General features: G+C 43.0%; 11 protein-coding genes. 9 read left to right on the top strand and 2 right to left on the bottom strand.

All coding sequences use genetic code 11. The features are described 5' to 3' along the window. Window positions 1-598: 598 nt before the first annotated feature. A complete protein-coding gene (ampE, locus tag AC19MV_RS15325; protein ID WP_498308658.1) occupies window positions 599-1,450 on the bottom strand; it encodes a beta-lactamase regulator AmpE in 852 nt (283 codons plus the stop codon). Between the two features lie 110 nt (window positions 1,451-1,560). Then, the gene (gene ampD / locus AC19MV_RS15330) at window positions 1,561-2,121 is read right to left on the bottom strand and encodes a 1,6-anhydro-N-acetylmuramyl-L-alanine amidase AmpD (RefSeq protein ID WP_498308659.1); all 561 of its coding nucleotides are present in this window, start codon (window positions 2,119-2,121) and stop codon (window positions 1,561-1,563) included. Window positions 2,122-2,469: 348 nt separating this feature from the next. Between ampD and nadC the strand changes: the two genes are divergently transcribed. From nadC to mutT, 9 genes are all read left to right on the top strand, one after another. Continuing rightward, window positions 2,470-3,348, top strand: coding sequence for a carboxylating nicotinate-nucleotide diphosphorylase (gene nadC / locus AC19MV_RS15335; RefSeq protein WP_498308661.1), 879 nt, complete (start codon window positions 2,470-2,472; stop codon window positions 3,346-3,348). Between the two features lie 1,056 nt (window positions 3,349-4,404). Beyond that, window positions 4,405-4,836, top strand: a complete 432-nt coding sequence (locus AC19MV_RS15340) for a pilin (RefSeq protein WP_498308663.1) — start codon at window positions 4,405-4,407, stop codon at window positions 4,834-4,836. 5 nt (window positions 4,837-4,841) lie between these two features. After that, window positions 4,842-6,548, top strand: a complete 1,707-nt coding sequence (gene pilB, locus AC19MV_RS15345) for a type IV-A pilus assembly ATPase PilB (protein WP_498308665.1) — start codon at window positions 4,842-4,844, stop codon at window positions 6,546-6,548. A 106-nt stretch (window positions 6,549-6,654) separates the two neighbouring features. Continuing rightward, window positions 6,655-7,920, top strand: a complete 1,266-nt coding sequence (locus AC19MV_RS15350; protein WP_498308667.1) for a type II secretion system F family protein — start codon at window positions 6,655-6,657, stop codon at window positions 7,918-7,920. 25 nt (window positions 7,921-7,945) lie between these two features. Beyond that, window positions 7,946-8,872, top strand: coding sequence for a prepilin peptidase (locus AC19MV_RS15355; RefSeq protein WP_498308668.1), 927 nt, complete (start codon window positions 7,946-7,948; stop codon window positions 8,870-8,872). Beyond that, a complete protein-coding gene (coaE, locus tag AC19MV_RS15360) occupies window positions 8,869-9,498 on the top strand; it encodes a dephospho-CoA kinase (protein ID WP_498308670.1) in 630 nt (209 codons plus the stop codon). Before AC19MV_RS15355 ends, coaE begins: the two co-directional genes overlap by 4 nt. Beyond that, window positions 9,491-10,225, top strand: coding sequence for a cell division protein ZapD (gene zapD, locus AC19MV_RS15365; protein WP_498308671.1), 735 nt, complete (start codon window positions 9,491-9,493; stop codon window positions 10,223-10,225). The genes coaE and zapD overlap by 8 nt, the downstream gene beginning before the upstream one ends. Window positions 10,226-10,302: 77 nt before the next feature. Then, window positions 10,303-10,512, top strand: a complete 210-nt coding sequence (gene yacG, locus AC19MV_RS15370; protein WP_432400770.1) for a DNA gyrase inhibitor YacG — start codon at window positions 10,303-10,305, stop codon at window positions 10,510-10,512. Between the two features lie 22 nt (window positions 10,513-10,534). After that, a complete protein-coding gene (mutT, locus tag AC19MV_RS15375; RefSeq protein WP_498308672.1) occupies window positions 10,535-10,930 on the top strand; it encodes an 8-oxo-dGTP diphosphatase MutT in 396 nt (131 codons plus the stop codon). The last annotated feature ends 415 nt before the right edge of the window (window positions 10,931-11,345 follow it).

Raw genomic sequence — 11,345 nt, forward strand, 5'->3', positions numbered from 1 at the left:
AAATAAGAGATTGTCAATTGGTCTTACCAATTAATATGAGAGAGCGCACTTTATCAAATCATACAGGCCGTGTCTAGTTATCAGCTTATTGACAACTAAGCACAAGTTTGTTTAAAACGCTCAATCCATGAGCATAACCGATATTTGAATTAAAGGGGTCAGACCATTTACCCGAAAGCACTAAAAACGAAGAGCTATGAAGCTAGGAACTAGAGCGCTACGCTGCTAGAAACGATAAAATCTCAGCAGCAAAGGGGCAACCCTAAAATCTAGAAACTAGAGCGCTACGCTGCTAGAAGGCTATAAAATCTCAGCAGCTAAGCTATCCTAGCAGGACGAAGTCCGCCCTAGGATCTAGTAGCAAAAAGCCTAGAGGCTAGAGCGCTACGCTGCTAGAAGGCTATAAAATCTCAGCAGCGAAGCTGTCCTAGCAGGACGCAGTCCGCTCTAGGATCTAGTAGCAAAAAGCCTAGAGGCTAGAGGCTAGAGCGCTACGCTGCTAGAAACGATAAAATCTCAGCAGCGAAGCTGTCCTAGCAGGACGCAGTCCGTCCTAGCAGGACGCAGTCCGCCCTAGTACCTAGCACCTAGCTCCCAACTAACTCACAAATCCAAAAATAGTTAATACCGACACTAAAGTCAGTAACAATACAAAGTTGCGCTTACTTAATGCCAGTAACGCTAAAGTAGACTGCACACTAATAGGTGCATTACCCGCCTCGGGCAACGACTCTGCCGCAACGGCCGTTTGAGTCACAATAGTCTTAGCATCACAACGAATTCTTAACCCATGTTGGCGCCACGCTCGTAAACCACTGCTAAATTGACCACTCAACACGTAACCAAAACTAAACAACCGGCTTGGTAACCAATCAAGCAAGGTTTGCAAATCATCTACCAGCGGCATTTTAGTTTGGTTTTTAACATTAAAGTCACTGTAAAAACGCACGGTGCAATACAACACCGCACCAACAGGGCCTAAAAAGATTAAAAACAACGCCACTGCGCCGTAATAACGATAGTTAATCCACGCAACCGTTTGCCCCACTTTTTCGCCTAAATCTTGTTCATCAACCACATCAAGGCATTCGGTACAATCAAGCTGCCCCGCATATCGGTAACATGCCTGCACATCACCACGGCAAGCCGCCTGGATATACTGTTTAAACACAGCACGTAAATGTTGGTGACTAAAACAAATCATCGACACCACAACCCAAAACAACAAACTGAGTAAATCGAACAACATACCCTGCAATAAATGGCTCACCACAAACACCACTAACGCCGGCAGTATCAGCGCCATTGCCACGCCAAATTCAGTCGCTAACGACTCAGCATCCCAAAATTGTTTATGGTAACGCGTCATTAAGCGATCAAACTGCAACCCACTGGGCAGTAATTTAAGTCGCTCGACTAAAATCGCGACTAATAATGAAAATAACGCCATGAATATCCTTTTAATCGATGATCTATCGTATCAAGAACTATTGTGTAAAACAGTGAACGGCCGATGTTGTATAAAACAGTTAACGCACGATAATGAATCTTATAAAGTATTCAAGTTGTTGCTGTTAAAATGGCTTGCTTGTAACGTGGCCAATCAAAGCTATTACCAGGATCGGTTTTACGTCCCGGAGCAATATCACAATGACCAACAATATTGTTTAAGGTAATCATAGGATACTGCGCCATTAAGGCCAATGTTAACAGCGTTAATTGTTGATATTGCTCATCGGTATAGCCGCTAACGTCGGTACCTTCCATCTCAATGCCAACGGCAAAGTCATTACAGCCACTGCGATCATTAAAACTTGATACGCCAGCATGCCAGGCACGATCATCACAACTGACATATTGCACCACCTCGCCATCACGGCGAATTAAAAAATGTGCCGATACCTGTAAACCCGCCAACTCAGCAAAGCTGTCATCCGCGTTAATGTCTAAACAGCCCTGAAACAACCCATCAATGTGCGGCAAACCAAAATAGCCAGCCGGCAAACTGATGTTATGCACCACCAACAAGCTCACTTCGCCCTCAGGCCGTTGATTAAAATGAGGCGACACACACTGACGCGCGCTGTTTAACCAACCCTTGTCTAATACTCCAATAGCCATAGCAACCTTAATTCAATGTCGATACTGTAATTTAGCAGTTATACCCAAGCCACCTCAAGATGTGTACTAAACAAGAATGGGTTGGCTTTCAGCCGCGTTGCTGATTTGATACATCGTTATTCTACGCTGATCGTTAGCGACAAAGCATAAAGCCCAACCAAACTCACCCAGTGGCTATTTGAACCCAAGATATTTGAACCCGAATACCAATGTTAAAAATTGCCCATGACTGAGTGTCAGACAGTCGTGTAAATATGATAATCTTGTGCAAATGCTTTTCGGTAAACGACCATCCCATTAATAGGCTATCGTTTTGCCCTATCACGCTCTTTTGCAAGGACTTTGCTTATGTTAGAAAATGACATCCGCCACGCAGTAAAAACAGCACTCGATGAAGACCTAGGTCACAGCGCTCATAACACTATCGAACAGATGCTAACGGCAGACATTACTGCACAACTCATTCCTGCTGACAAACACGTTTCAGGCAGTTTAATCACTCGAGAAGACGGTGTATTTTGCGGTAAAGCTTGGGCCGAACAGGTATTTAATCAGCTAGGTGGCGAAGTCGTGCTGCATTGGCATGTCGACGACGGCGACTTAATAGTACCTAATCAAGTCTTATGTGAACTGTCGGGTCCTGCACGCGCCATTTTAACCGGCGAGCGCACTGCAATGAACTTTATTCAAACCTTGTCTGGCACTGCCACACTCACCAAACATTATGTCGACAAACTCTCGGGCACCCATACTCGCTTACTCGATACCCGTAAAACCATCCCAGGGTTACGTACGGCACAAAAATATGCGGTAACCTGCGGCGGCGGCAAAAACCATCGCATCGGCTTATTTGATGCCTTTTTAATCAAAGAAAATCACATCATGGCCTGTGGCGGAATTTCACAAGCCATTACCGCAGCTCGCGCATTAGACGACCGCAAGCCAGTAGAAGTTGAAGTTGAATCACTTGACGAGCTAACTCAGGCACTCGAAGGCGGTGCAGACATTATTATGCTCGACAACTTCGACGTCACCATGATGGTCGACGCTGTCAGCATTAATAACCGTTATAAAGACCAAGGCCAGGGCGCAAAGCTAGAAGTATCGGGCAATGTCACCCTAGACACCCTCGCCACCTTTGCACAAACCGGCGTTGATTATATATCGGTAGGCGCACTAACTAAGCACGTTAAAGCCTTAGACTTATCACTTCGGTTGAAAGCGTGATGCTTCTAGGATCTAGGATCTAGGTTCTAGGGCGGACTCCGTCCTGCTAGGTCGCTGCGTTTCTAGGACAGCTTCGCTGCTAGATACGAGATCCTAGGTTCTAGGGCGGACTGCGTCCTGCTAGGTCGCTGCGCTTCTAGGACAGCTTCGCTGCTAAGATTGAGATACTAGGTTCTAGAGCGGGCTAGAACCTAGAAGCGTAGCGACCTAGAACCTAGCAGCGTAGCGACCTAGAACCTAGCAGCGTAGCGACCTAGAACCTAGCAGCGAAGCGCCCTAGAACCTAGCAGCGCAGCGCCCTAGAACCTAGCAGCGCAGCGCCCTAGAACCTAGCAGCGCAGCGCTCTAGAACCTAGCAGCGTAGCGCTCTAGAACCTAGCAGCAAAGCGCCCTAGAACCTAGCAGCGTAGCGCTCTCGAATCTAGGCTTTCTGCAGCCATAAAAAGCGCCAACAAAACGGCATTGTTACATTTATGTCAAAAAAATAACGCATAAAGCTAGCATGTCAAAAAAAACTTATCGTATAATGTGCGGAAAATGTGAATTTACAGCAATTTTAGATATTTATTTTTTATTTGTACGGTAAAACTATTCCATTTTGTAACAGTTTATACTAACGTTTACCGTAGGCGAGTTGGCCTTTCGGCCATGCACAGTAACCTCCAAAGTGTAAATACGTGCAAAAATATTAACATTTAGTCTACATTTGTGCCGGTCTGTAATAGACTAATTACTCAAATGTATATGGTCTGCATGTTAACGTTAGCGTATTTACTCTAGGTTTACTGCTCAGCCGAAATGTCATTAAGTAAATAATCTGCTAGCATTTATTGACGTTAACGTGCATGTCAATACGCTTATTGCGTATCAACAAACACCACAACATAAAAATGTTAGTTAAACTAAAACGTGGTTATGTCGATATAACATCGACAACCACACAATGTGCTTAAGGTTTTCGGCAAATGGAATGCCAGCGGATTCACTTCATACTAGAAAATGGGTGCTTCGCCATCGAGGATTGATACTACCCGGCCTAATTTTACGGAGAGAAAAATGAAAGGTATCAACCAAATCAAAAACGCTAAGGGTTTTACTCTTATTGAATTAATGATCGTAGTCGCGATCATCGGTATTCTTGCTGCAATCGCACTGCCTGCTTATCAGGATTACACAAAAAAAGCTCGTTTTGCTGAAGTTAACACTTCAATGGCGGCGATGAAAACAGCCATCACCGTTTGTGTGAATCAATATGGTGATGCTGCTAAATGTTTAACAAAGGGCTCCGCTGGTTTACCTGATCCAGCAGCTACTGACAATTTAGCTTCTATTTTAGTTGCTGCAGGCCCAAAAATTACGGCTAAGGGTACTGCTGCTGCTGGCGCATATGATTATATATTAAATGGTACAGTTGCTTCTGGTAATGTAACTTGGGCTGTAGATGCTGCGTCTACCTGTTTAACAGCTGGTTTCTGTCAAGATAAATAATTAAAATGTCAAATTCAGCTCTTCATTTAGGCTTGTCCACACTTTTTATTCGCAAAGGATTACTTAGTGAAGAGCTGATAACTGTAGCCATATCAGAATCTCGTAAAGCAAAACAGTCTTTAGTTACTACATTAACTTTATCTAAAATACTCTCTTCACGTGAAATAGCTGAATTATGTTATGAAGAATACGGAACCCCTCTTTTAGATTTAAATGAGTTTGATATATTTAGTATTCCTGAAGAGCTACTCAATAAAAAACTCATCGAGAAACACAAGTGCTTACCTCTATTCAAACGCGGCAATCGCCTTTATATAGCGACCTCTGATCCAACCAATATAGCTGCTCTTGAGGATTTTCAATTTAGCTTAGGCTTGCACGCCGAAGCGATTCTTGTTGAAGACGATAAACTGCTTAAAGCACTAGAAAAAATTATCGAAGATGATATTTCTGGTTTAGATTTAGCTGGTGCTGACGAAGAAGCACTTGCCTCGATAGAAATAACTGATACTAGTCGCCAAGATGAGCCAAGCGGTGACAGCAGTGATGATGCGCCTATCGTTATTTATATCAATAAAATTCTCACTGATGCGATTCGTAAAGGCGCCTCAGATTTACATTTTGAACCGTATGAAAAACGCTACCGCATTCGCTTTCGTATCGACGGCATTTTGCATGAAGTATCTGAGCCTCCTGTCAATCTATCAAACAGGATCTCAGCTCGCTTAAAGGTGATGTCCAAGCTCGACATTGCCGAGCGCCGCGTACCGCAAGATGGCCGGATTAAAATGAAGCTGTCGCGCACCAAATCCATCGATTTTCGTGTCAGCACCCTGCCCACAATTTGGGGCGAAAAAATTGTAATGCGTATTTTGGACTCATCATCCGCCCAGCTTGGGATTGAAAAGCTTGGCTATGAAGATGATCAGCGCTTATTGTACGAAGAAATGCTTGCCAAGCCTCAAGGGATGATTTTAGTCACAGGACCGACAGGTTCGGGGAAAACCGTATCCCTATATACTGGGCTTAATATCCTTAATACTGAAGAGCGTAATATCTCAACAGCAGAAGATCCGGTAGAGATTAACCTCGAAGGCGTTAACCAGGTTCATATTAACTTAAAGGCCGGTTTAACTTTTGCGTCAGCGCTACGCTCCTTTTTACGTCAAGACCCTGATGTAGTGATGGTAGGTGAAATCCGCGACCTAGAAACGGCAGAAATTGCTATCAAAGCAGCGCAAACAGGTCACTTAGTATTATCAACCTTGCATACCAACTCCGCGGCAGAAACCTTAACCCGCTTAATCAACATGGGAGTACCAGGTTATAACATTGCCAGCTCGGTAAACTTAATTATTGCCCAGCGTCTTGCTAGACGTTTATGCCCTGCCTGTAAGCAAGTTGAAGATGTGCCCATAGCAGAATTGCAGCGTCTAGGCTTTCAAGAAGCTGACATAAATAAAGGTATTAGCGTATTTAAACCGGTAGGCTGTGAATTATGTTCCGGCGGCTATAAAGGCCGTGTCGGTATTTACGAAGTGATGAAGATGAGCGATGATATTGCCCGCACTATCATGGAAGGCGGCAACTCCTTACAAATCGCCACGATTGCCAAACAACAAGGTATGCGAGATTTACGCCAATCAGGTTTGCTTAAAGTGATTCATGGTGTAACCAGTATTGCCGAAATAAATCGTGTCACTAGCTTTTAACTAGTCTAGAGTATCAAAATTAACGATATCGATTTATTCCACTTTGCAAAATCGCTCTGAACTGTCTGAATTATTGATAAGAGCGCGCCAAAAAAGGATTGGCTCTATGGCCACTGCAGCAGCAAAAAGAAAACCTAAAACCAGAAAACAAACTCAAAAACACCAACCCAAGGTGTTTACATTTGAGTGGAAAGGGGTCAATCGTGATGGTGCGCGTACTTCAGGTGAATTACGTGGCTCAAGCATAGCTGAAATTCGCAGTGTTTTAAAAGCTCAAGGTGTAACCCCAAAAGGGGTCCGTAAAAAGTCTGCCCCTTTATGGAAGTCAGAGAAAAAGATCACCGCAATGGACATTGCCATGATCACCCGTCAAATTGCCACTATGCTATCCGCTGGTGTGCCGCTAGTAACCACCATTGAATTACTAGGACGAGGTCATGAAAAAGCAAAAGTAAGAGAATTGCTTGCCACTATATTATCCGATGTCCAATCAGGTATTCCTTTATCGGATTCATTAAGACCGCATCGTATATATTTTGATGACTTATATGTCGACCTAGTGGCTGCGGGTGAGCACTCCGGTTCACTCGATGCTGTTTTCGATCGAGTTGCAACGTATCGAGAAAAAGCAGAAATACTAAAGTCAAAAATAAAAAAAGCCATGTTCTATCCAGCGGCAGTTGTTATTGTGGCAATATTAGTAACGACTTTATTATTGCTATTTGTTGTTCCGCAATTTGAAGATATTTTTAATGGCTTTGGCGCGGAACTGCCAGCATTTACCCAGTTAATCATTAATGTTTCAAGGTGGCTGCAAGGTTCTTGGTACTTTTTCGCGGCGGCAATATTTATTGGTGTTTGGTTATTTATAAAAACCCATAGAAGCTCACTAACTTTTAGGAATCGAATTGATGAACTTGTTTTAAAAATACCTGCTATCGGTGAGATTCTCCATAAAGCAGCCATGGCTCGTTTTGCTCGCACCTTAGCCACCACATTCGCGGCAGGTGTCCCCTTAATTGATGGCTTAGAATCTGCAGCTGGCGCCTCTGGCAACTATGTTTATCGCAAGGCGTTACTTAAAGTCCGTCAAGAAGTGATGGCGGGGATGCAAATGAACGTCGCCATGCGAACAACTGGTCTTTTCCCAGATATGTTGATTCAGATGGTGATGATTGGTGAAGAATCTGGCGGCCTGGATGAAATGCTCAACAAAGTCTCCAACATCTATGAAATGCAAGTCGATGATGCTGTTGATGGTCTGTCTAGCCTGATTGAACCTATCATGATGGTGGTGATTGGTACCGTTGTTGGCGGACTGATTGTCGGCATGTATTTACCTATTTTTGAAATGGGTAACGTTGTCGGCTAATGTCCAACAATAAAAAATAAGAAAAATGACTGAATTTATCTCAACTTTTGTGACAACAATGCATCAATATCCTTGGGTGTTTGTTGTTATTAGCTTTATCTTTGCTGCCACCATTGGCAGCTTTCTTAACGTGGTGATTCATCGCCTACCTGTGATGATGAAGCGCGAATGGCAAAGTGAATGCAATTTTTACTTAAATGAATATCACCCCGATATTGTTAAACAAATCGGTAATGAACGTTTAAATAAGCCAATCGATGAGTATCCAACAAAATACAATATCGTGGTGCCAGGCTCTGCGTGCCCTAAATGCAAATGCGATATTAAGCCATGGCATAACTTACCCATTTTGGGGTGGTTATCGTTAAAGGGAAAATGTGCCAATTGCAAAACCGCGATTTCTGCACGCTATCCTATTATTGAGCTGCTTACGGGTTTACTCATCGCCACGCTGGCTTTCTATTTTGGTCCGACATGGCAGTTTGTCTATGCCAGCATATTAACCTTTGTGTTAGTGGCGTTAACCGGCATAGATTTAGATGAAATGCTCTTACCAGACCAACTGACCTTACCGATATTATGGTTAGGGCTAGTCATCAATCTCAAAGGCATTTATGCCAGCCCACAAGATGCGATTATTGGCGCCGCTGCAGGTTATTTAAGCCTGTGGTCTGTATTTTGGTTATTTAAACTCGTGACTGGCAAGGAAGGTATGGGCTACGGTGATTTTAAGCTGTTAGCCGTATTTGGTGCCTGGCTAGGTTGGCAAACGCTGCCACTGATCATCTTATTGTCATCACTTGTCGGCGCAGTGGTCGGCATCATGATGATTATCACTAAAAAGCTTAATAAAGGTAACCCTATTCCTTTTGGCCCTTATATTGCCGCCGCCGGTTGGATAGCGCTCGTCTGGGGACAAGATATTCTTAATTGGTATCTGAGCACCTTATGACCGATAAAAAGTTTATTGTCGGTCTCACAGGTGGTATCGCGAGCGGAAAAACCACCGTTGCTAATCTATTTGCCGAAAACGGCATCGAGCTTGTTGATGCCGATATAATTGCCAGAGAAGTGGTTGAGCCTGGCTCAAAAGGACTCAAAGCAATAGCTGAGCATTTTGGTACTAAGATACTGTTACCAAACGGAGAACTCGATAGAGCAGCCTTGCGCAGTCAAGTCTTCGATAATCAACAACAAAGACTATGGCTTAATAATCTCTTACACCCGATGATCCGTCAAACCATGCTAGAGCAAGTTAATGCATCGACTTCTGCTTATGTGATTATGGTTGTGCCCTTGCTATTTGAAAACCAATTAGATAGTTTAGTGACTACAACTTTGGTGGTAGACATTTCCCCAGAATTGCAAATTTCAAGGACGATACAACGTGATGGTGTCAGCCAACAGCAAGTTGAGCATATACTCGCAAGCCAAATGAGCAGACAGCAACGACTCGATAAAGCCGACCACATTATCGATAATCAAGGAGACATTAACCTGTTGCGCAGCCAAGTAAGTCGCCTGCATCAACTCTTTTTACAACAAGCAGCCGAGTTATTAACTAAGCCCAATGACTGATTTAATTTACGAACAACCTTTAAATGAAAAAATACGCAGTTATTTACGCCTAGAAAACCTTGCTCAGCAATTGCAAAGCAATATCCTCCAAGATCAACAAAACCAATGCTTTTATCCCTTATTTGCGCTAGCAGAGCTAACAGAACGCTGTGATTACCGCTCTGAAGTGCTCAAAGACATTGAAAAGCAGATACAACAGCTTAGCCAAATAAATTTATTGCAACTGAGCGATAGCGAACAAATTAACCCTCTCATTGAACAGTTATCTGCATGTAAAGCCTCATTACAAACCCCAGAAAGAATTGGTTGTAGCATTAAACAAGATAAGTTTATTACCGCATTACGACAGCGTTTTAATATGGCAGGGGCATACTGCAATTTTGATTTACCACAGTTACATTTTTGGTTAGGTAAAAGTTGGCCACAACGACAGCAAGACATAGAGCATTGGTTACTTCAGTATCAACCGTTATTAGCCCCTATAGCGCTTTTATTACAACTGTATAGACAGACCGCTGAGTTTAATGAGCTACGAGCTGCTGCAGGTTTTTATCAAGGTGAATCATCACAACCGCTTTCACTGATCCGTGTTCGAGTGAATGCCGCTCAAAATTGTTATCCAACCATCAGCGGTCATAAAAACCGTTACGCGATTCATTTTGTCGACTTCAATTTACACCGCCACACAAATACATCGATTGAGTTCTCACTAGCAACCTGCAGCTAAACCCTTTAACATCACATCATAATCACAACTAACACTGACCTGCTTTAACAGCATTAAGTGGAGTAAGAGATAACAATATGCCATTAACAGTAAAATGCCCCATTTGCAGTACATCAGTGCTATGGAGTGCGGAAGCATTATTTAAGCCCTTTTGTAGCGAAAGATGTAAACTCATCGATTTAGGTGACTGGGCAAGCGAGAAGCACAGCATTCCGGTTAAAGACAATATCGACCCAGATATGATCGACGATATTGGTTACGATGAAGAAGACTTCTTTAAACAATAATGGCGATATCATAAGAGCTAACATGCAAAAGAGAATACATGTCGCCGTTGGCGTAATTATAAATAAACAAAAACAAGTGCTATTGGCTAAACGTCATGATCATCTTCATCAAGGTGGCAAATGGGAGTTTCCCGGTGGCAAGGTAGAGCTGGACGAATCAGTAACACAAGCATTAATCCGTGAGCTAAAAGAGGAAGTGGACCTCGACGTAAATCATACCACTGAATTTATGGATATTAGCCACGATTACCCAGACAAGCATGTGCGATTAGACATTCATCTAGTCACAGACTTCACAGGAAACGCTATTGGTGTAGAAGGCCAGCAAGTAAAATGGGTAGATATTAATGCGCTCAAAGACTATGAATTCCCAGAAGCCAATAAACCTATCCTCGATAAGTTGTTAACCTTATACTGAGAGATACCAAAGCCATCAAGATAGATGGCTTTTTAATGTCCGGAATATTACCCAGGCAATTATCATATCTGGCATTGAGCCAATGACTAAATTGCAGAACTTAAACACATCGCATTAGCATCGAACTTATCACCCTATTTTCAGGAAAATTAGGCGCCTGGAAATGACCTACTCTCGCATGAGCATATCGGCCACACTGTTATCATGCTTCTTTCTATGATCATATTGGCTAAACTACAGACGTAAAAAAGCCGTTGTGTTAGCAACAGGCTTATCACTACTTTTTCGGTAACCGTCTAGCGAACCACACCTATTGTTTAAAATTCCATGGTAACAGGTTGTCGATATCCGGTGCTGGTTTACACAGTTCATTAAGGCAAGCCATGATGTAATCAAATGGGATTAAACCATTTAT

The organism is Shewanella sp. MF05913 (genome assembly GCF_059758095.1).

What these genes read in the sequence shown, in the direction of transcription:
- ampE (WP_498308658.1), bottom strand. Translation starts at nt 1,450, where the DNA reads ATGGCGTTATTTTCATTATTAGTCGCGATTTTAGTCGAGCGACTTAAA.
- ampD (WP_498308659.1), bottom strand. Translation starts at nt 2,121, where the DNA reads ATGGCTATTGGAGTATTAGACAAGGGTTGGTTAAACAGCGCGCGTCAG.
- nadC (WP_498308661.1), top strand. Translation starts at nt 2,470, where the DNA reads ATGTTAGAAAATGACATCCGCCACGCAGTAAAAACAGCACTCGATGAA.
- AC19MV_RS15340 (WP_498308663.1), top strand. Translation starts at nt 4,405, where the DNA reads ATGAAAGGTATCAACCAAATCAAAAACGCTAAGGGTTTTACTCTTATT.
- pilB (WP_498308665.1), top strand. Translation starts at nt 4,842, where the DNA reads ATGTCAAATTCAGCTCTTCATTTAGGCTTGTCCACACTTTTTATTCGC.
- AC19MV_RS15350 (WP_498308667.1), top strand. Translation starts at nt 6,655, where the DNA reads ATGGCCACTGCAGCAGCAAAAAGAAAACCTAAAACCAGAAAACAAACT.
- AC19MV_RS15355 (WP_498308668.1), top strand. Translation starts at nt 7,946, where the DNA reads ATGACTGAATTTATCTCAACTTTTGTGACAACAATGCATCAATATCCT.
- coaE (WP_498308670.1), top strand. Translation starts at nt 8,869, where the DNA reads ATGACCGATAAAAAGTTTATTGTCGGTCTCACAGGTGGTATCGCGAGC.
- zapD (WP_498308671.1), top strand. Translation starts at nt 9,491, where the DNA reads ATGACTGATTTAATTTACGAACAACCTTTAAATGAAAAAATACGCAGT.
- yacG (WP_432400770.1), top strand. Translation starts at nt 10,303, where the DNA reads ATGCCATTAACAGTAAAATGCCCCATTTGCAGTACATCAGTGCTATGG.
- mutT (WP_498308672.1), top strand. Translation starts at nt 10,535, where the DNA reads ATGCAAAAGAGAATACATGTCGCCGTTGGCGTAATTATAAATAAACAA.